The 25292-nt window shown below is 41.0% G+C and carries 22 protein-coding genes; 11 read left to right on the forward strand and 11 right to left on the reverse strand.

Annotated elements, in window-relative coordinates; translation table 11 throughout:
• Positions 1-86: 86 nt before the first annotated feature.
• Together ACWATR_RS09065 and ACWATR_RS09070 are read right to left on the reverse strand one after the other, a co-directional pair.
• Complete coding sequence (locus ACWATR_RS09065; RefSeq protein ID WP_460331570.1) at positions 87-440, reverse strand: type II toxin-antitoxin system VapC family toxin; 354 nt, start codon at positions 438-440, stop codon at positions 87-89.
• Between the two features lie 2 nt (positions 441-442).
• Positions 443-694 carry a hypothetical protein gene (locus ACWATR_RS09070; RefSeq protein ID WP_460331572.1) on the reverse strand — a complete coding sequence of 84 codons (252 nt, stop codon included), beginning with the start codon at positions 692-694 and terminating at the stop codon, positions 443-445.
• Between the two features lie 178 nt (positions 695-872).
• Here ACWATR_RS09070 and pcrA point away from each other — a divergent pair, with 178 nt between their 5' ends.
• Positions 873-3194, forward strand: coding sequence for a DNA helicase PcrA (gene pcrA / locus ACWATR_RS09075; RefSeq protein ID WP_460331574.1), 2322 nt, complete (start codon positions 873-875; stop codon positions 3192-3194).
• A gap of 51 nt (positions 3195-3245) precedes the next feature.
• Here the strand turns inward: pcrA and ACWATR_RS09080 are convergent, their stop codons facing one another.
• The 3 genes from ACWATR_RS09080 to ACWATR_RS09090 form a co-directional block, all read right to left on the reverse strand.
• Complete coding sequence (locus ACWATR_RS09080) at positions 3246-3539, reverse strand: antibiotic biosynthesis monooxygenase family protein (protein WP_460331576.1); 294 nt, start codon at positions 3537-3539, stop codon at positions 3246-3248.
• Between the two features lie 68 nt (positions 3540-3607).
• A complete protein-coding gene (locus ACWATR_RS09085; RefSeq protein WP_460331578.1) occupies positions 3608-4141 on the reverse strand; it encodes a GAF domain-containing protein in 534 nt (177 codons plus the stop codon).
• 4 nt (positions 4142-4145) lie between these two features.
• Entirely contained in the window at positions 4146-5066 is a 921-nt protein-coding gene (locus ACWATR_RS09090) for a metallophosphoesterase family protein (RefSeq protein ID WP_460331580.1), read from the reverse strand.
• Between the two features lie 135 nt (positions 5067-5201).
• On the opposite strand from ACWATR_RS09090, the gene ACWATR_RS09095 reads away from it, so the two are divergent.
• From ACWATR_RS09095 to ACWATR_RS09110, 4 genes are all read left to right on the forward strand, one after another.
• Positions 5202-6077 (forward strand): hypothetical protein, encoded by an 876-nt coding sequence (locus ACWATR_RS09095; protein ID WP_460331582.1) that lies wholly within the window; start codon positions 5202-5204, stop codon positions 6075-6077.
• A 37-nt stretch (positions 6078-6114) separates the two neighbouring features.
• Entirely contained in the window at positions 6115-6948 is an 834-nt protein-coding gene (locus ACWATR_RS09100) for an ATP-grasp domain-containing protein (protein WP_460331584.1), read from the forward strand.
• A 158-nt stretch (positions 6949-7106) separates the two neighbouring features.
• Positions 7107-9512 (forward strand): GH116 family glycosyl hydrolase, encoded by a 2406-nt coding sequence (locus ACWATR_RS09105; RefSeq protein ID WP_460331586.1) that lies wholly within the window; start codon positions 7107-7109, stop codon positions 9510-9512.
• A gap of 790 nt (positions 9513-10302) precedes the next feature.
• Positions 10303-10515 (forward strand): cysteine peptidase family C39 domain-containing protein, encoded by a 213-nt coding sequence (locus ACWATR_RS09110; RefSeq protein ID WP_460331588.1) that lies wholly within the window; start codon positions 10303-10305, stop codon positions 10513-10515.
• Here the strand turns inward: ACWATR_RS09110 and ACWATR_RS09115 are convergent.
• Positions 10451-10582: a hypothetical protein gene (locus ACWATR_RS09115; RefSeq protein ID WP_460340768.1), complete on the reverse strand. Its 132-nt coding sequence runs from the start codon at positions 10580-10582 to the stop codon at positions 10451-10453. The genes ACWATR_RS09110 and ACWATR_RS09115 overlap by 65 nt on opposite strands.
• A 1213-nt stretch (positions 10583-11795) precedes the next feature.
• Here ACWATR_RS09115 and ACWATR_RS09120 point away from each other — a divergent pair.
• Together ACWATR_RS09120 and ACWATR_RS09125 are read left to right on the forward strand one after the other, a co-directional pair.
• A complete protein-coding gene (locus ACWATR_RS09120) occupies positions 11796-12152 on the forward strand; it encodes a hypothetical protein (protein ID WP_460331590.1) in 357 nt (118 codons plus the stop codon).
• A gap of 31 nt (positions 12153-12183) precedes the next feature.
• Positions 12184-12654: a HetP family heterocyst commitment protein gene (locus ACWATR_RS09125; protein WP_460340306.1), complete on the forward strand. Its 471-nt coding sequence runs from the start codon at positions 12184-12186 to the stop codon at positions 12652-12654.
• 968 nt (positions 12655-13622) lie between these two features.
• Here ACWATR_RS09125 and rpe read toward each other — a convergent pair.
• Entirely contained in the window at positions 13623-14330 is a 708-nt protein-coding gene (gene rpe, locus ACWATR_RS09130; protein WP_069069288.1) for a ribulose-phosphate 3-epimerase, read from the reverse strand.
• Between the two features lie 152 nt (positions 14331-14482).
• Between rpe and ACWATR_RS09135 the strand changes: the two genes are divergently transcribed.
• Both ACWATR_RS09135 and ACWATR_RS09140 read left to right on the forward strand, forming a co-directional pair.
• Entirely contained in the window at positions 14483-16078 is a 1596-nt protein-coding gene (locus ACWATR_RS09135) for a S8 family serine peptidase (RefSeq protein ID WP_460331592.1), read from the forward strand.
• A gap of 369 nt (positions 16079-16447) precedes the next feature.
• A complete protein-coding gene (locus ACWATR_RS09140) occupies positions 16448-17779 on the forward strand; it encodes a serpin family protein (protein WP_460331594.1) in 1332 nt (443 codons plus the stop codon).
• A 22-nt stretch (positions 17780-17801) separates the two neighbouring features.
• Here ACWATR_RS09140 and ACWATR_RS09145 read toward each other — a convergent pair whose 3' ends face one another.
• The gene (locus tag ACWATR_RS09145) at positions 17802-18968 is read right to left on the reverse strand and encodes an AI-2E family transporter (RefSeq protein WP_460331596.1); all 1167 of its coding nucleotides are present in this window, start codon (positions 18966-18968) and stop codon (positions 17802-17804) included.
• A 211-nt stretch (positions 18969-19179) separates the two neighbouring features.
• Between ACWATR_RS09145 and ACWATR_RS09150 the strand changes: the two genes are divergently transcribed.
• Positions 19180-19542 (forward strand): hypothetical protein, encoded by a 363-nt coding sequence (locus ACWATR_RS09150; RefSeq protein ID WP_435023729.1) that lies wholly within the window; start codon positions 19180-19182, stop codon positions 19540-19542.
• Positions 19543-19828: 286 nt separating this feature from the next.
• Positions 19829-21247 (forward strand): LCP family protein, encoded by a 1419-nt coding sequence (locus tag ACWATR_RS09155; protein WP_460331598.1) that lies wholly within the window; start codon positions 19829-19831, stop codon positions 21245-21247.
• A gap of 47 nt (positions 21248-21294) precedes the next feature.
• On the opposite strand, the gene ACWATR_RS09160 is transcribed toward ACWATR_RS09155, so the two are convergent.
• The 3 genes from ACWATR_RS09160 to ACWATR_RS09170 form a co-directional block, all read right to left on the reverse strand.
• The gene (locus ACWATR_RS09160) at positions 21295-22341 is read right to left on the reverse strand and encodes an anthranilate phosphoribosyltransferase family protein (RefSeq protein WP_460331600.1); all 1047 of its coding nucleotides are present in this window, start codon (positions 22339-22341) and stop codon (positions 21295-21297) included.
• Between the two features lie 149 nt (positions 22342-22490).
• A complete protein-coding gene (locus ACWATR_RS09165; RefSeq protein WP_460331602.1) occupies positions 22491-23135 on the reverse strand; it encodes an FHA domain-containing protein in 645 nt (214 codons plus the stop codon).
• Positions 23113-25251 (reverse strand): substrate-binding domain-containing protein, encoded by a 2139-nt coding sequence (locus ACWATR_RS09170; protein ID WP_460331604.1) that lies wholly within the window; start codon positions 25249-25251, stop codon positions 23113-23115. The genes ACWATR_RS09165 and ACWATR_RS09170 overlap by 23 nt, the downstream gene beginning before the upstream one ends.
• Between the last annotated feature and the right edge of the window lie 41 nt (positions 25252-25292).

A 25292-nucleotide genomic window follows, 5' to 3' on the forward strand; every position in this document is an offset into this window, starting at 1 on the left:
GTCGCTGATCTTACGACAGAAAGTGTAAGAAGAACTCGCGATCAACCTATTTAGCGTAGAAAAAATTAACGTATTGTAGGGGCAATTCATGTAATCCCCTCCTGTGTCATCACCGCAAAGCTAATACAGTCAGTTAGTCCCCAATCTTTATCAGGACGCTTGCTGTATAACATCCAACCTTCATCGAGCAATTTTTGGTCGAAAGGGATGATTTGCACACTTTTTAAAACTCTCAAACTGTTGATGAAAGCAACTGTCTGAATACGGTTAACTGGTGTACACAGAGCATCTGCAACCTCCAATAGTACAAACTCTGTTGTCACCAAAGGCGTTTCTAAGCGCAGAAGTCTATCCATTACCTCATTTGCCTGGTTATGAAGATTATCCCTAACATTAAGAAGAGCAATCCAGGCAGCGGTGTCTACAAAAACTTTCGTCAAGGTTATGATTCTCGCTTTGGCACTCCATAGAGATAATGGTCATGCTGCTGTGCCAAATCGCTAATATCTGTATCAACTGCACAGTTTTTAATCAACTGCCTCAGCTTATCCCAATCTGAGTCTTCTGGCGTTGCTGGCTGAGGTGTGCGGTTTTCTTCGATAAACACAATTATAACTGACTGCCCCTCATGCCCTTCAATTGGTTCGTTAGGATGAACTACACCGTTTTGCAATGTGCCTTTGACTGACAGCATAGCTTTTTCTTACTTCTACATAAATCATGATACAGTACCATTCTGGTTAAGAAGATTGCCACACAATCTTTGTTGACCAAGTTTCGTTAAGATATTGTAACCTGGGCAATAGCAACTCTCTATTGATGTGACGCCAGGCGTAGGCCTAGCCCGTCGGAGACATCGCTTTTTCACATCCATGACAACAACCATCGACTTTCTCAGTCACCTTAACCCTAGTCAACGTCAAGCTGTCGAACACTACTGTGGCCCGTTGCTAGTTGTTGCTGGCGCAGGTTCCGGTAAAACACGAGCGCTGACTTATCGCATTGCGAATCTGATTTTGAAACACCGGGTCGATCCAGAAAATATCCTGGCGGTTACTTTTACCAATAAAGCCGCGCGGGAAATGAAAGAACGGATTCAACGGCTGTTTGCTGAACAACTGGCAATGAAACAACACGGACAGCGATTGGATTTGTTGACAGAATACCAACAAACGCAATTGCGATCGCAAGTTTACAAAAGCACTATCAAAGATTTGTGGTGTGGCACTTTCCACAGTCTATTTTCTCGTATTCTCCGCTTTGATATTGAAAAATACGTAGACGAAAAAGGACGCAAGTGGAATCGTAATTTCTCTATTTTTGATGAATCAGATGTAATAAGTCTGATCAAAGAAATCGTTAATAAAGAGCTAAATTTAGACGATAAGAAGTTTGATGCTCGCTCTGTTCGCTACGCTATTAGTAACGCTAAAAATCAAGGTTTATCGCCCCAAGAATTTGAGCAAGATCAACCAAATTATCGCGGACGGGTAATTGCCCAAGTTTACAATTTATATCAAGATAAGTTAGCACAAAACAACGCTCTCGACTTTGACGATCTTATTCTTGTACCTACTAGATTATTTCAACAAAACGAGCAGGTATTGGGTTACTGGCATCGCAAATTTCGTCATATCCTTGTAGATGAATATCAGGATACTAACCGCACTCAGTATCAACTGATTAATTTATTAGTTACTAATGGCGAAACCAAAAAGAGCGAGTGGCAATGGGAAAATCGCTCAGTTTTTGTTGTCGGTGATGCAGACCAATCAATTTACAGCTTTCGGATGGCAGATTTCACCATCTTGCTAGGATTTCAGGAAGACTTTGGTGATGGTTTAGTAGATGATGACACCCGGACGATGGTTAAGCTAGAAGAAAACTATCGTTCTTGTGAAAACATTCTGCAAGCGGCGAATGAACTGATTGAAAATAACACCCAACGAATTGATAAAGTCCTGAAGGCGACGCGGGGATCGGGCGAACAGATTACTTGTCACAAAGCCGATGAAGAACTTGCAGAAGCGGCATTTGTAATTAATCAAATTAGTACTTTAGAACAGCAAAATCCAGAGTTAAACTGGGGTAGTTTTGCCATACTTTATCGGACGAATGCCCAATCTCGTCCCTTTGAAGAATTGTTGGTGAAATATCAAATTCCTTACACAGTTGTGGGGGGAATGAGGTTTTACGATCGCAAAGAAATTAAAGATGTCGTCGCTTATTTAAGAGCGATAAATAATCCAGCCGATACAGTCAGTTTATTACGAGTTATTAATACTCCCCGGCGGGGAATTGGCAAAACCACTATTGATGCTTTGATAAACGCATCTCAGCAATTAGGGACAACTCTGTGGGAAATCCTCAGCGATGAGACATCAGTTAATACATTAGCTGGACGGGCGACAAAAGCTGTAAATAACTTTGCTGCAATGATTAGCCGTTGGCAAGGACAAGTCGCTGCGCTTCCAGTGACAGAGGTTTTGCAAGGAATATTAGAGGATTCTGGTTACGTTCAAGACTTGATGAATCAAGGCACCGATGAAGCCACAGATCGGGTACAAAACGTCCAGGAACTTTATAACGCTGCACTGCAATTTCAAGAAGAAAATGAAGAGATTTCCCTGCGAGATTTTTTAAGTAGTGCCGCCCTCAGTTCCGATTTGGATAACTTAAAAGAAGGACAGACAGCCGTTTCTTTGATGACTTTGCACGCTTCCAAAGGTTTGGAATTTCCCGTAGTCTTTTTGGTGGGATTAGAACAGGGGCTATTTCCCGGCTACCGATCGCTAAGTGATCCCGCATCTTTGGAAGAAGAACGCCGCCTGTGTTATGTGGGGATTACTCGCGCCCAAGAAAGGTTGTATTTATCACACGCGCGGGAACGTCGTTTGTATGGTTCTCGTGAACCTGCGATGCGATCGCAATTCCTCGACGAATTACCAGAAGAATTATTATCTACCAAACGCGCAAATCGTCAAAGTTATACCAAAAGTGCCTCTAGTCCGAGTGGTAAACAAGACTCAACGCAGAATTGGCAAGTAGGCGATAGAGTATTACATAAAACTTTTGGACTTGGTGAAATCACGCATGTATTTGGAACAGGTAATAAAATGTCTGTGGCAATTAAATTTGCCAGTTTGGGGCAGAAAATTGTTGATCCAAGAGTAGCACAGTTGCAAAAAGTTTGAAAACAAAACCATAGATTCCCAACTTTTCCAAGAAGTTGGGAATTTTGTTTTTCATATTTCAATTTCTTCAAAGTGTTCAACAGTGGGAAATGGTTCATAAAAATGATGCAGAAGTTTTTTCCACTCTTGATACTCAGCAGAACTTCTAAATCCGACAGTATGAGATTCTAAATTTTCCCATCTAACAAGTAATAAGTATTTACCTTTGACTTCTATACATTTATGCAATTCATGGGATAAATATCCATCCATTGAGGAAATAATTTTAGAAGCTTTTTTGAAAGCAGCTTCAAAATCCGGTTCTAGTCCAGATTTGACATTAAGAATAACTGCCTCAATAATCATAAAGTTTTGCGATGAGAATTAACTGATGTTATTTAGTATACAGCTAAGAAATCAATAACAAAAAACAACTAATCAGAAGCAGATTTGACATAACCAACTGCAATAGGTGTGATTTTTTCGACAAGATTATTAATCACCCCTCGTTCATATTCAGTCCAAACTCTGGGATTACCAAAAATGCATGGTTGTAAAATTCCCCAGAGTTGGCCATCTTGGCGGATATGGGCATGAATCAAGGCGCGATGTCCAAAATACTTCTGTTCAAATTCTCGATTTAAAACCTGAGAATCAGCAGTTTCTACATCTTCGACAAAGATTGAAGGTTTAGCACCTAGTGCAGCCGCAAACATTGGATCATCATCTACTAAAGTTGGGGGTTGCGCTTCCCATTTTTCATTGTAGACAGTTGGTATATCTGGAGTGCGAACCCAACAAAAGGCAACTCTACCAAGGTTATTTTGTGGATTGTGCAGGTATAGAAAACATCTGTCAGCCTGTAAAAAATCGCCTATGGCTGGCAACAGTGCAGAAAATATAGCATCTGGTGTTTGAGATGATTCTACAATATTGGCGATCGCAGAAGGAAGTTCTGGCTGAGTCATCTAACTAAGCTGATTTTAATTGAATTATACCTTTATCAAAAACGCGCTTATCAGTAGCGATCGCACTTACTTCTATTCTATCTGGATACACCTCATACGCTGCAAAACTCAGCTTCTCAGCAGAATGCTCTGTCCATTCTGAACGCCCTACAGGACGAGTCCCTGCACCACCACCGGTAACTAAATAAGTCGTTCCATTAATAGCACGAGTGCGTTCATAATGGTGTTCGTGACCATTTATATAAACTTGAACACCGTATTTTTGAAACAGCGGAGTAAAAGTTTTAATAAACTCTGTATTAGTCCCATAGACACCAGATGAATAAATAGGATGGTGGCCAAATACGACTTTCCAAGGAGCTTTACTAAGACTTAATTCTTTTTCTAACCAAGGTAGTTGATTTTTCCAATCAGCATTACTGTTAGTATCTAAAGCAAAAAATTGCACAGAGCCACGGCTAAATGTATAGTAGCGTCTTCCCTTCATATTAAAGCCGGCATACTTGACTTGCGGATCACCATTAGCAGTACGAATATCGTGATTACCTAAACAAGCCTGAAATTTCACACCTTGCTTTAGCAAAGCTTGATAAGGACGCTCAAAAACTGCATTAATTTTCTCGATTTCGCCGTTATTGTAAATGTTATCTCCAGCTAAAACGACTAAATTATAAGGATTTTGTTTGTGATACGCATTCATTGCTCCAGCCACAGCATACTGTCCTTTAGCTCCAGTCCCCGTATCTGCTACAGACACAAAACGTAATAACAAGTCTTTTTTGGCTGGGTTGGCGGCTATAGCTGTTGTTAAATCACTAATATCAGCACTTTGATTATTTTGACGAACTAACATCCAGGAAAAAAATCCTGTACTAATGGCGCTGAGGCTACTTAAAAATAAAAATTGACGGCGTTTTAGTTTCATAGCTCACCAAATTTAATAAATAGTCAGATTAGCCGAAGCAATGTGCAACGAAATGATACATTAAGGCAAAAGAAGGCAGCATCAGTAATAATATACGTTGTTTGTCTTTGATTCGCTGCTTTTGGTGAAAGTTCCATGTCACAAGACAATCAGTCAAAACCGACGGATGAGCAAGTAACTCAACCTCCCCAAAAACCTTACCAGAGAGTTCAGCCATTTTGGAAGGCTAAAATTATCCAACTCCTCCGAGGGACGATTGGGATTTTAGAAACAACAGTGGACAAACTGGAGACAGCACCCACACCTGGTACTGCGGAAACACCCAGTTTTTTCCAGCAGCTTCAGTTGCGATGGGGTGGACTGTTAAGGACAATCCGCTTATTTTTACCATCCAATTTGTCAACAAAGTTATCAGATACGGCTTTGACGGGAATTGTTACTGGAATTGCTGTAATTCTCATTTGGACAACTACGACTATCTTTACTGGTAAACCTACTGAAATAGCAACAGTTCCCCCAGTTGAAGAGGTTCCTGTACCGACACCAACGATAGCCACGCCACCGGAGTCAGTTGCACCTGAACCACAGCCACCAGAGGAAATTACGCCGCCGCCAGAAGTAGAAACCACCCCACCAACACCGGAACCGGAACCAGAAGTAACTCCCACACCAACGCCAACGCCGACACCAATCATAGAATTGACACCAGAACAAGCCTTGATTGCGGCTATTGAAAATCAGGTAGCCGAAATTAGCGATCGCATTGCCTCTGGTCTGATAAAGTCAATTGAAGCCAACTTTCGCACGAGTAATCTTACAGTCAAAATTAGTGATGATTGGTACACTCTCCAAGAATCTCAGCAAGACAAACTAGCTGCGGAGATATTACAACGCTCTCAAGAACTTGATTTTACGCATTTAGAAATTATCGACTCCCAAAAGAGGCTAATAGCTCGTAACCCAGTTGTTGGTACTGAGATAGTGATTTTTAAACGGCAAACAACAAGTTAAAATAATTCGTAATTTAGAGGTTTAATTTTAATTATTTATGTTAGACAACGTTTCGCTATTGCTGCAAGCTTGTAACAACTTAAACATCAGCTATGAAGTTATTCATCCTGCTGAAAACTTAATCAAAATAAAACTCAATAATAAACCCCATTATTTTTGTAACTATAGCACTCCATTGATTAATCAAGCAGTATCACATCTTATGAAAGATAAGGAATACACTTACCATGTTTTAAATAAAAAAATTAAACTTCCTCGGACAATAGGTTTTCTTTCTCCTTTTTGTGACATAGAGTATAAAATTTACTTAAAATTTCCAACTATTCAAAATATCGTATTAGAAATAAAAGAAAATTTTGAAACGCCAGTGATTGTTAAAAGAAATTCTGGCTCTAGCGGACATAACGTCTTTTTATGTCAAAATCAAGATGAAATTGAAAATGCTTTAAAAGAAATTTTTAATGTCAATTTCAAAAAGTATGATTATGTCGCTCTTGCTCAAGAATTTATTAACATAAAATCTGAATATAGAGCAGTTTTCTTAAATAAAGAGTTAGTTTTGCTCTATGAAAAAGATATAAGTGATGCAGAGTTTGCAGGGAATCTTAGCCCTCTGCACTGGAATGGTGCAAAAGCAAAGTATATCAACGATCCACAAATATTGTCAGATATTGCTAATTTTGCCAAACCAGTTTTTGAAGAATTAGACCTTGATTATGGTGGCTTAGATATTGTATTAGACCGAGATAATCAATATTGGTTAATTGAAATCAATTCTCACCCAAATTTTAGCATTTTTACTAGGGACAATGGAGAGGAACATGTGCTGAAAATTTTTGAAAAAATGATAATTAGCCTAGCTTCAAAATGACCCCGTCTAATTGTTGCTCCAGCGCTGAAGCCTTCAGCAAGAATTGCCTTCTTCAGCCAAGATTGAAACATTATTATGCTATCACCGCGTTTTACTTGAGAAAAATCACACATCGCGTTAGTCTTCATTGACGTAACTGCACGCTGTAACATCAGGTGATGACAAATCAACTTTCCCCGAAAATTCCCTCTTGTACTTGGAGCCGTCCTATCGGCTTAGGCTGGGACAAACCTTATACCGTCCGCTACGCAAGTAATATTGATGATGGCCCTTGGCATGGTACGCCTTTAGGTGGCTTTGGTGCAGGTTGCATTGGTCGTTCTTCACGGGGAGATTTCAACCTGTGGCACATCGACGGTGGTGAACATACCTTCAAAAACGTTCCCGCTTGTCAATTCAGTGTGTTTGAATCCAGTGGTACATCTTCCCAAGCCTACGCTTTGTCTACGCAAGCACCCGATGATAGCACTCTCCAAGCTTGGCAGTGGTATCCGACACTTACCGACGCAAAAGGAACGGGCAATTATCACGCGCTATATCCACGTAGCTGGTTTGTGTATGAAAATGTATTTCAAGCACAGTTGACTTGTGAGCAGTTTTCACCAGTGTGGGCAGGCAATTATCAAGAAACTAGCTACCCTGTGGCACTATTCCTCTGGAATGCCCACAACCCCACAGATGCACCTATTACTATCAGTATTATGCTGACTTGGCAAAATATGGTGGGCTGGTTTACTAATGCCCTTAAATCTCCCCAAGTGCAAGTGCGCGATGATGGTAGTCCGGTTTACGAATACCAGCCACGCTGGGGCGAAAGTCAAGGAAACTATAACCAAATAGTTGAAAATACACAACAGTTTGGTTGTGTATTAGGTCGGGTTGGTAGTGATGCTTTGCAAGAAGGTGATGGAACTTGGTGTATTGCCACGCTGAAGCATCCCCAAGTTGAATTATTCCACCACACCTGCTGGAATCCAGAAGGAACGGGTGAGGAAATATGGGAAAGCTTTGCGAAAGATGGTTCTTTGCCTAATTATCTAGATCCGACTCCAGCAATAGATAATACACAATTAGGGGCTGCAATCGCACTCCGTTTCACTCTCCAACCAGGCGAAACTCTCGAAATCCCCTTTGTCCTCGCTTGGGATTTACCCATTACAGAATTTGCGGCTGGAGTCAACTATTATCGCAGATATACGGACTTTTTTGGTAAAAGTGGTGATAATGCTTGGGCGATCGCATCTACTGCTCTACAAGAATACCAAAGCTGGCGATCGCAAATTCAAAGTTGGCAAAAACCGATTCTCGACCGGGAAGATTTACCCGACTGGTTTAAAATGGCTCTATTTAATGAGCTTTACGACCTCACCAGCGGCGGTACTCTCTGGAGTGCAGCATCAGAACTTGACCCCATCGGTCAGTTTGCGGTGCTGGAGTGCTTAGATTACCGCTGGTATGAAAGTCTAGATGTGCGGTTGTATGGCTCTTTTGCCCTGCTGATGCTATTTCCAGAATTAGAAAAGTCGGTGATTCGGGCATTTGCACGGGCGATTCCTCAAGGTGATGATACTCCCCGAATCATTGGTTATTACATGACAATTAAGGCAGAAAGCCCGATTGCAGTTCGTAAAGTCGCAGGTGCAACACCCCACGATTTAGGCGCACCCAATGAACACGTTTGGGAGAAAACCAACTACACCAGCTATCAAGACTGCAATTTGTGGAAAGATTTGGGTAGTGATTTTGTTTTGCAAGTGTACCGTGATTTTCTGCTCACGGGTGCTGACGATGTAGAATTCTTAGCAGATTGTTGGAATGCGATCGTTCAAACCCTTGACTACCTGAAAACTTTTGACCTTGATGGCGATGGGATTCCGGAAAATTCTGGTGCGCCTGACCAAACCTTTGATGATTGGCGGTTACAGGGTGTCAGCGCCTATTGTGGTGGGTTGTGGTTGGCGGCGTTAGAAGCTGCGATCGCAATTAGCGATATTTTATTAACTTACCAGACAGGTAACACAACGGAGTTGGCAACCCAAAAATCTATCTATGAAACTTGGTTACAACAATCTCTGCCTATTTATCAAGAAAAACTCTGGAATGGGCAATATTACAAACTTGATAGTGAAAGTGGTTCCGATGTGGTGATGGCAGATCAATTGTGCGGACAGTTTTATGCACGTCTGCTGGATTTACCTGATATTGTACCGAGCGATCGCGCCCTTTCTGCCCTAAACACTGTTTATGATGCCTGCTTTTTGAAATTCTGCAATGGTGAGTTTGGTGCTGCTAATGGTGTTCGTCCCGATGGTTCACCAGAAAATCCCCAAGCTACTCACCCCCTAGAAGTTTGGACGGGAATAAACTTTGGGCTGGCGGCTTTTCTGGTGCAGATGGGAATGAAGGATGAAGCGTTGAGGTTGACGCAAGCTGTGGTGCAGCAAATTTATAACAATGGTCTGCAATTTCGCACACCTGAAGCTATCACCGCAGCGGGTACTTTCCGCGCTAGCACTTACCTGCGACCAATGGCGATTTGGGGAATTTACTTAGTTATTAATTGATTAACGGTCAAAGCGATTCTCATTTTCATGCAATACACGTAGCGATATACAGCTACCCCTACCAATACGGTTCGGTTAGAGGGGAAAAGGGAAAAGGTTTTGAATACATCCTTTTCCCTTTTCCCCCGCCCCTTATCCCCAGCTACGGTGTACACACAAGTCCTAAAAATCTAGCTTGATAAGACTTTCCTCGTTCCCAGTCTCCGACTGGGAATGCATTCATTGAGTCTCTGACTCAATGCCAGATTGGAGGCAGAGCCTCCACGAGGAGCATTCCCATGTAGAACATGGGAACGAGATAAAAACGAGGTAAACGAGAGAAGAATGGAAAATCAAGCTTTTTTCGACTTGTGTGTACACCGTAGCAATGCATCGGGGAGGGTTAGGGTGGGGTAAAACTGAAGCGAAAAACTAGGTGAGTAAACTATTTTAGGACTTGTGTATACACCGTAGTTATCCCCAGAGGGGGCCCCCTTCCCCTTTCCCCTATTCCACGTATAATATGCGTGTTGCTAAATTTAGCCCATCTTCATCTGAGAAAGCAGAGTCTAGATTTGTGATTTTATTTTCCGAGTGTTTCCGGAAGCGAAGAAAAATTACAGTAATGGTAAGAGTTGAAGGATTGAGAATTCAAGACTACTGTTTCAAAAAATGCAAATATTACTAGCTTTAGCGATAAATATTGCTAATATTTCCCACACTATGTTCACAATCAAAGGCTAGGTTATGGCATTCCTATTCCTTTACTCAACAACAAAGTTCACCAGATCGTCGTGCTGCATGTTTGGCAATGATTAGCCAATACTGGAGCTTATGTTTAAACCTCTACACTTTGCGTCAGTTAGCGCGGCGGGTAGATCATAGACGTGTATCTCTCCAGCGTTTAGCAAAAACAGCCCAAACTTTGGGATATGAAGCGCTATCAGTGAGGGCGAGTTTTAGTAAGCTGGACTCATATTATAACCCACGGATAGCTCATTGGCAAGAAATTCATTATATATAGTTGTCTGGAGAGTTAAGAGCGATCGCATATTGATTTCCCAACCATAGGCAAGGCGTGGCTTTCGCATCCAGAGTTTGAAGTTAGCTGAATAGGATAAAGCTTCTTTTCCCTTAATGTCTTTGCTATCAGCTTCCTGATTTTGGATATCTGGCGCATTACCTTAACAGCGCAGTGTTCTAGACCAAGGTATTCTTGTTGAGCAAGGCATTCATGAAGAACTCATGGTAATTGGTGTTTTTACTACTATTTAGTCCAACTACCACTACATTTTTAATCTAAATTTTATAATTTTTTAAATATAAATACATAAAAAATTTACTACTAAATCAGCTTAATAACATTCTGTGTTAACTGCTTTATCTCTATTACAAAATTATTTAATCTTATACAGCCTTAGTCAGCGACATCTTTTTTGGTAAAAGTATCCAATTATGGTCGTTTTACTTTACTTGTAATGATTATGATTAAAACTATAAGACTATTATTTATTTTTGAAATATACGTAGGGGCATTACGATTTGCTAACACACCCTACAAGATAGACGATTTTTTAAACAACTTACAATTCCTATATCTATATATTTATTATCCATAACCAGTAATTTAATTTTAAAACTAGGCTATTTATAGTTACTGACTGATACTCATGAAATATTCATGATCAGTTTACGGCGATTTCATGTAGACATGCTGAAGCTGTAGTTCTTGTAAATCAAGAAATACAAGGCTAATAGATATAATTCTCTAATTGAACTTATTGAAAAATAGGTTCAAAACTATAGCGGCTAAGACTTTTTATTCTCTATCTTCTACTATTTTTAGAAGTTGTTTTTCATCATACTTGGTGGTAATATCTTCTAGTGACTCGACCATACTAAAGGGTTTAAATTGATATTGTGTGAGGGGTAAGACCCCTCATGAATTAGCAAAGAGGGACAAAAGTAAAAGTTGCACAATACGCAAGTAAGTATCAGAATACATTCAGTAAATTTAGCTTATAAATCTGCTAAGTTAGTAGATGACATTAACGACAAAAAATAGTATAAATACGAATGACGTTGTTAACGGTCAAAGATAAATAAATTTTCTCCACTATCCAAAAAAATATGTGATTTTCCCGGAAAATGCCTAATTTAACAGTAGTAAGAAATACAACCGTTTGAACAGAGAAAATTTATTGAATTAGGAGTGGAGAAAGTTTAAGAAGATAAAACCACATCTACCAATAATCATACTGAGATTTTGTTCTATCAGTCACACGACAAGACAAAAGATAAATTTTGAACTTTCACTTACTAACAAGTAAAAGCTACAGTTTCTTCCATTCATTGGAGGAAATCTGGATAATTAAGACTGAGCAGCCAACAAACTTGATTAAAAACTTGATTGTTTTTAATCAAAGGTCAGTTCATGGAAAGAATCATCAGCCTGAGTCTTTACCGCTCAAAGCTGCAAGAGTCAATCAGAGCTTGGGAAAGTTATGTATACGTCTGTTGATTGATGAATTTTTATCTCTTGTCAAAATCCAACACAGTCTCATTGCTGATAATTTCCGAGAAGCGATTCAACAGCTGCAAAAGGCTAGTGCAGTCTGTACACCTCAATTGAAACAGCAACAATCGCAGAACCTGAACTAGTTTACTTCATCCCAGATAACTAAAAACTATGATGAATCAAGACATTGCTGGCATTAGTAGCAACTTAGATAAGACAGTCAAGGCTCAACAATTTGACAAAGTAGTTGAAGCAATTCTTGCTGGGAAGTATTCCTGGGCATGTGTTTTAATGCTGAGATTTGGTGGTTATAATCCTCTCCATTACATTCCATATCGCACCTACAATCGATTGCTCAAAGAAAACTCTCAAGCTAACAGAACAAAACAACAGCAAAGTGAAAATCTAAAAATGCTGAAACACGCTAATGATTCAAGGTCTGATAGTAATGTATCATCAAGCTGCTTAAGCAAAATTAAAGACCTAGCTTATCTGGAAGTAGTTGGAAAGAAAAAAACAGAAATACGTGGTGGTAGTTTAGACCAGAGATTGGCACAGCACATTAACGAACATCAATCAAGCAAGTCACCATTAAAACCAGAAAATTCTCAAGACATTTCCTTGAAATCTTGTGGATTCAATTAAAAAGTATTTTGAATCACTAGATTCTGCCCTAGAGGTGATTAAGTCTCTGAGAACCTGCTGTGCTAATTTAAAATTTATAGCATGGCAGGTTTTCTATAGCACTCATGAATTTGATAATTCTTTGCAAAAATCTGCCAAAATGGCAAATATATACTGACAGTATTGGTAAACTAATAACAACTACAACTTAAACCAACATAGAGGTGATTGGCAAGCAAGTTAATTTTAAAAAATAAAATCAATGATTAGTTCTGACTATGAAATAAATCAAACTGATTACAAAAGTAGTCAGCATTTCATGGAGTAAATAACTCCTAAACCAAGACTGATGATCTAACCGTTGCTACTGGTGGTTCTATTTTTGAGGAAGTTTGAGCAAAGAGAATTTGGGGAGGTGGATTCCCCCAATCCAAATTTTATACAGCTTTAACCGACTGCAGACGGTACAAGTGATGCTTATAAAACTCCCTATCCTGTGCTTGGTGTTGCTTTAGTTAATAAAGCAAACGCTTAACATCAATACCAGGAACAGAAATAGAAAAGTTACGGTAAAATCGCTTTATTGACTGGTAGACCTAATAGCTCATACGCTTCTCTTTTAACTATTGTAATCCTAGTCCTCCCAACCTGGATTATCTCTGGTTTCTAAACTTTCAATTTATATAGTAACTACTGGAGGTTCAAAAATTGAATAGCTTCCAGTTTTTTTATTTACACATAAACAAGAGGGGAAAAGGTTAAAGGGAAAAGGGGAAAGGGATGAACAGGTCGCGCCACTTGCGGGCGTTAGCGTAGCGGGACGAAGTACGGTTTTTGCCTTCCTCATAAAATTTGGATTATTTCGCCCACAAGGGGTGAGGTTTTTACCTTTCCCCCTTCCCCTTTTCCCCTTCCCCTTCTTCATAAAAAAAAGGTGAGCAATTTGCCCACCTTTTTTTGTGGAGAATAGTTGTTAATCCAAAAATGAATTAAACCTTAGCTAATTCTGGGCTAGGACGCTTGCTGTTGCGAATTGCTGTAATGGCTTCAGCATAATCCTTAGCGTTAAATACAGCGGAACCTGCGACAACTGCATTGGCTCCCGCTTCCAAAACTTGCCAAGTATTGTTTGCTTTCAGTCCTCCATCCACTTCAATCCAAGGGTCAAGACCGCGTTCATCACACATTTGGCGCAGCTTGCGGATTTTGGGTAATACACCAGGGATAAAGCTTTGACCACCAAAACCAGGGTTAACGCTCATAATCAGTACTAAATCGCACAATTCTAGAACGTATTCAATTAGCTCTAGAGGAGTACCAGGATTAAGTACAACTCCAGCTTTCTTACCAAGCTCTTTAATTTGCCCCAAGGTGCGGTGCAGGTGTGGGGAAGCGTTATGCTCTGCATGTACGGAGATAATATCTGCACCCGCTTTAGCAAATCCCTCTACATACTTTTCTGGCTCCACAATCATCAAGTGGACATCCAGTGGCTTGGTGGTAACCGGACGAATCGCCTCCACAACCAGAGGGCCTATCGTAATATTAGGTACAAAACGACCGTCCATTACATCAACATGAATCCAATCTGCTCCAGCCGCGTCTATGGCGCGAATTTCATCACCCAGACGACTAAAATCGGCTGATAGGATAGATGGAGCAATTACAATGGGCTTTTGAGATAGGTTTTGGGTCATGGCTAGTGGGTTTTTAAGCGTCCTCGTCTGTACGCATTGTAACAAAACATTGAGCAAGACTCATAATTTTGGATTTTAGATTTTAGATTTTTCCTTCAATCCCAAATCCAAAATTCAAAATCTAAAATTGAATGACTAATGACTAATAACTAATGACTAAACAACTAACCTGGATAATTTTGGGATTAAGTGCTTCTTGTTTGAGTGTGCCGGTAATTGCTTCAGCTTTAGAATCTGCACTGGGAACTAACGGCATTGATGCTCTGAAGCTACACCAACCTCCTTATAATTTAATTGGTCGTAAGATTGCTATTGGTCAAGTAGAAATTGGCCGGCCGGGAATGTTTGGGTGGGATAAGGCGGTGTCTAAAAATCGTGCTATATCTTTAGCGGCGGTATTCTTACGCAATGGGCCAGCTAAGTCTAATAGCGGTGTTGACCCTCACGCCTACAATGTTGCTGGTGTCATGGTGAGTCAAGACAAAGCTTTGCCGGGAGTTGCTCCGGGAGCGCGGCTGTATTCATCGGCGGTGGGTTCCACTAAAAATATGGGTCAACCAGAAGAGTGCTTATCGGCCCAGCACATAGCGCTACAAAATAGTGGTGATGTCCGTGCCATCAACTTTAGCTTTGGTGAACCTCTGAGCCGCGATCCTAGACCAGAGGCTACTTTAGATGGCAATGCTTTACTAACTTTATGTGTTGACTGGTCTAGTCGCGTTCATGATGTTTTGTATGCGATCGCAGGCAACCAAGGTAAGGGCGGTATTCCCATCCCTACAGATAATTTTAACGCAATGAACGTGGCCTTTTCATCTCGCCGAGGGGGAGTTTTTAACAAAGTAGACGTGGCTAATTTGGCTGGTGCTAACCAAGGAGTGAGTGGAAGGCTAGCTGGAAGGGAATTTAATATTGATGGGCGTCGCGCCATCAGTTTAGTTGCTCCTGGAAATAACTTACCTTTGCTCAATCCAGATGGCAAATTGAACAAAGTGACAGGTACAAGTTTTGCAGCACCTCAAGTTACGGCTACGGTTGCTCTATTGCAGGAACTTGCTGATCGACAGATGCGGACAAAACAACGCAACTGGAGCATTGATGCTCGGCGTCATCAAGTAATGAAAGCTGTATTGCTGAATTCAACAGACAAAATTTTAGATAGTGGCGATGGCTTACGGTTAGGAATGACTCGGACACTAATTGATAAACAAAATCAAAGCTGGCTAGATTCTGATGCTTATAAAGATTCAAAGATTCCCTTGGATGCCCAAATGGGAGCGGGTCATTTAAATGTATCTCGCGCTTATCAGCAATTTAGTGCTGGTCAATGGCAAGCATCAGGTGCGGTGCCGGCTATTGGTTGGGATTATCGCACAGTCGATGTTGGCGCTTCTGTGGATTATATATTAGCAAAACCGTTAAAGCAGGGAAGTTTTGTTGCTGTTACCCTGAGTTGGGATCGATTGGTGGAACTCAACGATAAAAATAAAAACCAGCAATATGACGTGGGCGAAAATTTTCGCGATCGCGGTTTGAACAATCTCGATCTTTATCTGGTAAAATCTGATGCTCAAAATTCAGAGGTTGGTGCTGTTTGCTCCTCAATCAGCCAAATCGATAGTGTAGAACATATTTTCTGCCCAGTTGCGGCTACTGGCAATTACAAAATCCGCGTCCAGTTTCGTCAAAAGCTCAATGAAGCGACTCAACCCTATAGTTTAGCTTGGTGGAGTGTACCTATCAATTGAAACAGGGATGCACAGCCGTGCGTCCCTACGAAAATTGTGTATTTCATACCATTGAGAAAAGTTATTCTATCTATCAGAATTCAACACAAGTGGTTATTTTGTGATTACGTAGCTTACAATACGTTTGTGTCTAAAATAGAAAAACTCCTAGAAATCAAAGTTTTTCATCACTCGTCTGCATAGCCGCCTCAATTAGAAATTAGCAACTCTCAGAAGTTGTGTTTAATTGCTCTCAATCACTAACTTGTTGTTACAAAAACTGTAACAGCCGATTTTTCTATTAGAGCAAATGCAATAGTTAGTCATTGACACAGTATCTGCGTCAACTCTAAGCACAGATCGGGAATCTTTGGCAAGTGAGGTAGCAGAATGAATCGGCAAAAGTTTAGTGATGCAAAAGAAAATTTCCTGCAAAGACGTTACGGTGTTAGTCTGGGCAGACGTTATGCTTTGGCAGCTGCAAGTGTGGTTCTATTCAGTGTATTAGGGTGTTCTCAAGTCGAGAGTAATAAAAGTGCCCTTGCCCAATCTAATTTACCTCAGCCAGAAAATCCATTGCAAAAAAAAACAGTCAAGACTGATACAAAAATCGTTGAGTCTAACAATAAGTTTGGCTTCAAACTATTTTCAGAAGTTCTGAAAAATGATCAAGGTGAGAATAATGTTTTTATCTCACCTTCGAGTGTCGCGATCGCTCTTGCTATGACCTACAACGGTGCTAGTGGCTCGACTCAACAAGCAATGACAAAAACTCTGGAATTACAGGGGATGAATCTACCAGCAATCAACTCTTCTTACGCGGCGGCATTAAAACAGCTTTTAGACAATTCGGATGCGAAAGTGCAACTGAAGATCGCTAACTCACTTTGGGCAAATCAAGATGTTAGCTTTGCACCAGACTTCCTTAAAAGAACCCAGGATTTCTATCAAGCTAAGGTCAGTAATTTAAACTTTAAAGATGCCGCCGCATCTAGTACTATTAATAATTGGGTAAAAGAAAATACTAATGGCAAAATTAACAAAATAGTTGAAACGATTGAACCTAATCAGGTGTTATTTCTGATTAATGCCATATATTTTAAAGGTAATTGGAGCAACGAGTTTGACAAACAAGAAACTGCTGAACACCCTTTTTACATCACATCTGGGAAGCAAAAACAACACCCAATGATGTCGCAAAAGGGTGACTATAGATACTATGAAAGCGAACAATTTCAGGCGGTTAGTTTACCTTATGGCAAAGATGGTAAAGTCAGTTTTTATATCTTCCTACCCAAAGACAACTCTAACCTCAAAACTTTTTATCAAAATTTAAATGTTGAGAACTGGGAAAAATGGATGACTCAGTTCAACAAACAAGAAGGATTTATTCGCTTGCCTCGCTTCAAAACAGAATATGATATTACACTCAATGATGCTTTGAAAACTTTAGGCATGGGAGAGGCTTTCAGTAACAAAGCCAATTTTTCTGGCATGGGTAAAAATTTTGCCATTAGCCAAGTTAAACATAAAACCTTTGTGGAAGTGAACGAAGAAGGAACTGAAGCGGCTGCGGCTACTTCAGTGGGAATAGTAGCAACATCTTTGAGAGATGAACCAGAACCATTCCGAATGATTGTTGATCGTCCCTTCTTTTGTGCGATTAGGGATAATCAGACGGGAAGTATTTTGTTTATGGGTTCCATCATCGAGCCGCAGTGAGAAAAACTCCTGCCTCCTTGCATTAGGGTAATGTCGCTTCAGAAATGCTTAGAGTGTTTTTACCTTCAGCTTTCGGGGATTCATTTGCTGTAACGGATGCAGCTATAGCGCTATCGTCTGTTTCGTTGCTTAGGCTACCAAGACGCAATGCGCTTAAAGCAGTCTTAATCACTACAGCGGTGGGTACTGCCACAATTACACCCAACAGTCCGCCAATTCTTGCCCCTGTCAAAACCGAAATTAAAATCCAAACTGGATTTAAACCTGTAAAACTGCCTAAAATTCTGGGCGCAATTAAGTTTTCAAGAATTTGCTGTATGATTACCGCTGCTATCAACACTCTTACACCCATTGAGAAATCTTGTAACGCTACCAATAGTGTAGTCAGGGCGATGCCCACAGAACCACCAAAGGGGACGAGAGCCATCAAGCCAATAGTTAGTCCAAATAACAGCCCAAATGGCACTTTCAGCCATAAAAAGGTAGGAATTAGGGCTGAGGCCATACAGGTAGATAAAATCAACTGGGTGATGAAGAAATTTTGGAAGCTGAGGCGGACTGTTTTAGAGAAAGGATCGCGAAATTTATTCGGTAGCCATTCGACTAAACTTTGCCAGAGTTCACCGCCATGCTGTAAAAGATAGAAGGTCAGAACCATCGTTAAGAGAATATCTAGCAGACTAGTAACTGTGAGTACAGCCAGATTTAAAACTTGTCCAGCGATCGCTTGCAATTGTCCTTTGACGCGATCGTTGATTTGCACTACCAAAGCATCAAGGTTAATCGGTAAGCCAAAAGTCTCAGCTTTTTCGTTTAATATCATTAACTGAGAGCGTCCAGAGTCGATCAATTCTGGCAAACGAGCCACCAGTTGTTGAGCTTGGGTAAGGGCCAGAGGAAAAAGTGTCACACCCAACGCCAATAAAATCGATACAGCCAAGAGAAATACTAGGATAGCGACTTGTTCTCGCCTAGCACCATGATGCACCATCCAACTCACGGGGTAGTTGAGCAGAAATGCTAGCACTGAGGCTCCAACTAAAATGACTATGAGAGAATGAAAATAATTGAAAAATACCGAAAGTGCCCAACCATTGAGAACTAGCAGCGGAACGAATAGCGCGATCGCCCCGATTCGCGCTATGGGAGTGAATGTTTGCCACCAGTCGAGTAGCTTGCGTGTCTGCATTTTGAACTGATTGCGGGATAGAACTAAGTTAAATCTTTCTTTACAGCTTATTATCTCTAAATATATGAGTCTTATTCATCCTTCTAGTTTAGGAGTTAGACTAACCCCGATGGAAAATTTTGAACCGAAAGAGAGTAAGGAGTGGGGAGCAGGGGAGCAGAGGAGCAGGGGAGCAGAGGAGCGGGGGGAGAATAATAATGCCCAATGCCCAATGCCCAATGCCCCATGCCCTATGCCCAAAACACAATTGCTTTTATATTTGGTTCCGATTATTGGCTTTTTTCCATCCTTGTGGACACTCTATCGGGGCCAGGGTAGTCGGGAACAACTTGCTATTAGTCGTCTGTCTATTACTTTGGCACTTACTTGGCTGTTAGGTTATCTATTATTAACTACCGGAACAGCAACTTCAGATTTTTTTCCGCTACGTCTATTTATCCTGAATAGCTTTCTCACATCGGGTTACTTTTTAGTAAGTGTCTGGTTGATTTTGCGCCTGATGCAGGGCAAATCTGGTCGTTTACCAGGGTTTAGTAATTTAGCAGAACGAGTGTTTGGCAAGTATTTATCTTAATTTTTTAGAGTAATAATTTGTCAGTATTTTTACTTATTTTCTAAAAATTTACGGTTGATTTATCCATATATCTAGTCAAATCCAGTTTATTATTGCCATACTTCAGTAAAACATCTCCAAGTTGGCCCAAAAGAAGGAAAAATGCTGCTATAAGTGTTGTGGTTGACACTACATTAAAAAAGTTAGCACTGATAATTAAGAGTTAGCTATTATGGGTTGATTTGTTTGGATGTTTTTAGTCTGCAAATTTACCAAATTTGATTATTGAGTAAGTGTGAGGAAGTCTGTGACCATTCAAAGAAGTTCGGCGGAAGAAAACCAGTCGGGAAAAGCCTCAAAGTCCAATAAAAAAATTCCCCAGAACTCGAAATCAGGACGTTGGCTGTGGTTTTGGGTAGGTATGAGTGGTATTGCAATGGTGTCCGCAACTGCGGGGGCGCTTTTGGCAGTGTCTTTGACCAGTACGCCTTTGCAACAAGCCGAGCTAAGTCCACAGGATGAGGCTGTCTTTGATAGCGATCGCATCTCTGGAGGTGTGATGCGATTTTCAGAGTTAACTCGCCCAGTCAATCTCTTAGTGATGGGGATGAGCGTACTTCCTCCAGATGTCCAAAACCCTCCTGAAGAAACCAAAAACCTTAAATACCTGCCCCAGGTAAACTCCTTTGATGGTCTTGCGGATGTGATGCTCATGGTCAAATTTGATCCAGAGACGAAAAAAATAGTTATGCTCTCCATTCCCAGAGATACCCGTACACGAATAGAAGGGTCTGGAGTAAAAAAAATTAATTATGCCAATGTTGAAGGTGGCCCAGCTTTAACTGCTAAAACCGTCAGTAATCTCTTAGGTGGGGCGGGAATTGATCGCTATGTCCGAATTAACGTTCTGGGAGTTGGTAAGCTGATTGATGCTTTGGGTGGTGTAACAGTTTACGTCCCCAAAGATATGAAATATCAAGATGATTCTCAGCATTTGTACATCAATTTGAAGGCGGGTAAGCAGCATCTCAACGGCGATCAGGTACTACAATTGCTGCGGTTTCGTCATGATGAACTTGGTGATATTGGTCGGATTCAGCGGCAACAAATGGTCATGCGTGCTTTGATGGATCAAACACTCAACCCAGCTACGGTTGCTCAATTACCTAAAGTTCTTGATGTAGTGAAAGACCATATTGATACAAACTTGACTGTTGAAGAGTTAGTGGCATTATTGGGTTTTGGAGTACGGACAAATCGCTCTAATATGCAGATGTTAATGCTGCCAGGTCGCTTTAGCGAGAAGAATGAGTATGATGCTAGCTATTGGTTGCCCAACAAAGATGGGATTGCCAAACTCATGGTTCAGCACTTTGGTTTGGAATCAGACCAAGAACAGGAGATGGCTAATCCACGCTATTTGCGTGTAGCAATTCAAGATAGTACAGGTGGCGATCGCTCTAACCTCCAACCGTTAATTAGCGCCTTGGAAAAATCTGGATATCGCAACATCTATATAGCCAAAGCATGGGGTGAACCTCTAGACGTAACTCACATTGTCGCCCAACAAGGAGATGGTGAAAGTGCCGAATCAATTCGCAACACTTTGGGATTTGGAGAAGTGCGCGTGGAAAGTACGGGCAACCTCGGCTCGGATATCAGTATCCAAGTAGGTCAAGATTGGTTGCAACAAAAATCTATTTTGGAGGATTTGTTGAGTAAGTAATTCGTAATTCGTAATTCGTAATTCGTAATTAATTACACTGGTGACGGCTAATTTACTGACTGGCTGAGTTCTTGGAGTTTAGCTGCTACTACACCATTGGTTAATAATTCTTCTGCTTTAGCTAAACCCTCTGGCATATCTGGACAAATACCACTCCGCCATAGATAAAATCCGCCATTCCATAAGGCTGTTTGCATTAATTCACCTGGTTTACCTGCTAAAACTTCCTGAATATCCGCCACCAATTCTTCAGTAGTTCCAAGGGGTACGTTCTTGGTAGTAAAGCCGTAATCGCGCGGTACGAGGTGCAATCGCTCTACCTCTTGGGATGCTACAGATGAAGATAAGCTGATAATTGCAGTGCGATCGCGCGGTAAGTCGCAACTACCTTCCAATCCTTTCACTAATGTAAATTTTTTTACTCCCCGCAGCCCTAAAGCAATCTTAAACATTCCTTCTGTCGGCGGATGAACAAACCCGGCGATTACGTGAGCATCCCCAGCATAAGGACACCAAATTAACTCCATTGTCGCCAAGGGTGGACGTTTGCCAAGTTGATCACGGTACTCCCAAATACTTTTAGTTAAGGGAAAATGCTGAGGTAGATAAATAAAGCCAATTCCCGTTTGCTCAAACACTTGTTGAGTTTTTGCTAGTGCTAGGGTAGTCCAATCGACTCCTAAACCCTGCCAGATATCTATTAGGGGTAAACCGTACTTAGTTGGTAGGCGATCGCCACCGTGCATTATCACTGGTTGTCCCACTGCGGCGAGTAATAAAGCTGTTACCGGACTAATTGGTGCTGTGCGTGTTCTGCCATCATAAGGGATGCCAAGTGCGATCGCTGGTCGCTCAGAGGCTATTGGTTGCAGTTTTGGCCCCAGTTCAGAATATGCATCCAACATTCCGGCTAACTCTTCCCCTGTGGGACGCTTGATTCGATGAGCAATCAAAAACGCGCCGATTTGGGCTGGTGTCGCTTCACCCAACAGCATCATTTTAGTAGCGGTGGCTGCTTCTATACGAGTTAAATTTTCGCTCGTGTGACTTCCACCGCCTACCTTTTGCAAGAATTCCCGAAATACATTGGTCATTGGTCATTTGTCATTTGTCATTGGTCATTGGTCATTTGTCATTGGTCATTGGTCATTTGTCATTAGTAACCTTGAATTACGAATTACGAATTACGAATTACGAATTAGTAATCATCCGGTCATTGGTCAATTAGTAAATAATATTTTTACTACACAACATATACAGTGAAGTTAACTAGGTTATCCTGACCAAATCGCAGTGAATCACCGTTAAGTAGGCGATATTGCATACCAGGAGTTAGAGAGGTGTTGTTTAAATAAATACCATTTGTACTCATATCAACAATCATGTATGAATTTTGCGACCAGTCCCAATCGACTCGCGCATGACGACGAGAAACTATTCCTTCACTGGGAATGCCGGTTAAGTCAATTTCTGGCGGCGCTATTCCTGGACTCTGACTGCGGCGACCAATATAGCCTCCTTCCCCAACGAGGTTAAATTCTCTTCCAGTGCTATGAATCAGCTTTAAGACTGGCGCTCTTTGCGGCGGCGGGGTGTAAACAGGAGGTGTGGGTGGATAAGAAACTCGTGGCTGATAGACTGTTGAATAATCAACGGGAGCTTGTTGGGGAGCCTGGTAATTAGGTTGGTCTGTTACTGGTCGTTGATACTGAACTGGCGGTTGTTGACTGGGTGGTTGTTGACTAGGCTGTGGTTGAATAGGTGGTTGTGGTGTAGGAGAAACTACATTACCCACGGGAGTGGAACACCAGGGACAAACCTTAGCATTGTTAGGCAGGGCACGGTTAAAATATTCGCAACTGGGATTAGGGCACCGATTTGCAGGCATAGGAGTTTATATCATCAGGCATAGGTTGTAAAGCTACAAGACCTACTTTACTAAGTAAACACTGACCCTGACGAGTAGTTAGCATCTGGGCAAATGTAGAACCACCAGGCAGGCGGTTGCTGTCTTTAGGGTACACTACAAAAATAGGGTATCCCAGGGGGTAGCTTTGGAAAGTTGTGACATCAACATAATAATCATCATGCTGACATAAGTCATCTGAGGGATTAATTGAGCGGCGATCGCGTTTTTGAAACAGAGGTTGAATAGGTGACTTTTTACCATCTGCGATCGCTAGCGGATAGCCAGTACATTGTTTCCAAGTTTTACTGATAATCCCAAAACTGATAATCCCAGTGGTTCGCCCCTCTAAAGTCTCACTGCGGATCTGGTTTTGGGTTTTTGTTGTATCAAGTTTAGTAACCTTCGCTGCAAATAAAGCTTCGTCTTGGGGAGCGTTTTTAAGAACTATTTCCTGAAATTTATTGATTGCTTCTGGTTCATTTGGAGCAAAAGGTTTTACAGTCAGATTTGGAAGTTTGGGATTAATTTGCTGCCAATTAGTAATTTTACCTGTGTATATTTGACGCAATTGCTCAAGATTGATTTGTCCCCCCAAAGCATTAGCAAGATTTGAGTCTCTTTTATTAAATGCTACAAAAACAATTAATCCATCATAAGCAACTTGTTTTTTAGCAAGTTTATCTGTGATATTGTCTACTAAACTAGTAATTGCAAAATCTTTTTGGTTTGTTTGGACTTCTTCAATACTTTTAATTGGATTACTTATATTTGCTGACAAAACAGATTCATACTTAAATGTTGCTGTTGCATCTGGCTTTGGTTTCGTCAATAAATCTCCTAAGCGACTGTTGTCTAATGGTTGCGTTAAAACATAACTCCATGTACTTTCTTTTTCTCCTGTGTAAGTAAATTGCCCAGAAGGAACGTTGGGAACTTCTGAGAAATTCCGCACAAGTCTAGACCATAGTATATATTGATTAGGATTATCTGTTTTCCTGCCCCAAAACCAATACCAAATTCCCCCACTGAGTAGTAATAACGCCATAATTACTAGCAATATTAAGGGCATTGGGAAACGCTTTGCTATTTCTTTAGAAGCTGGCGATCGTAGGGAACTTGAACCTTTGCCATGATCTTCTTTGGGAAGTTGCAGCAGTGCTTGACGAGCCGCTTCTGCGTTCTCGAAAGGAGTTTCTAACCCAATTAGTCGATAAATAAACTGCTTTAAATGGCTATCGGTATCTGGCCATTGTTGATTATCTCTAGGATCGAGAGGCTGGTTGGATAAAAAATTAGTTGTCCGTCCTGTCCATAAATAAAAGGCTAGTAATCCTAATGATTCTAAATCTTGCTCAGGTCTGGCAGGAGCGGGTTGAGCAATAATGGGTGGAATAAATAAGTTTTCCCAGATAGCTAAATCACAAAAGTATATAGAAAACTTTTGATTATTTTCTATTTTAATTAAAGTACTATCTAAACTGATGTTGCCGTGAGTTATACCGAGTTGTGTTTGATTTGACGGAAAACGCAGCTTTTGGGTGTGGAGAAACTGGAGAGTTTGCAAACCTTGGTTTAGTATCTCACGCACATCGGCAGATGTCATTGCTCCTTTTTCTATGAGATACTTAGCTAAAGTTTGAGATGACTCTATTCCTTGAATAACTAGATAACAGCGTTCTCCTTTTTCATCTGCGATCGCTTCTTTAGTTTCCACAAGACGGAAGTTTTGAATTCGACTATCGGCTAAACTTATCCCACCCACCCGTTTGAAAGTCTCTTTCCGCTTTTGAGTCTCGCTCTCATTAAAACAACGATTGGGTAGCAGGTATTCTTTGATGATGACAGGCTGTTTGTCCTTGAGTTGGATACCTGAGTATAAGCGGCCTAAACCCCGCACACCAATAAAACTAGCTATTTGATAAGTCCCCTGATTTCCTTTAATCTCAGCCTCCTGTGGTAAAGTTGCTGGAAAACCGCATTCCAAGCAAAACTTAGCGCCCTTGATTTGCTGTGCCGTTTGGAAAGGGCGATCGCAACTTAAGGGAGAATTGTACGAGCAGGGGTATTCTTGATATAAAGATTCAAATGAAGGCATATACAAAGAGTTTCGTGAATTGCGCCGATTACTTCCGTCGC

Source organism: Nostoc sp. UIC 10890 (assembly GCF_054786515.1).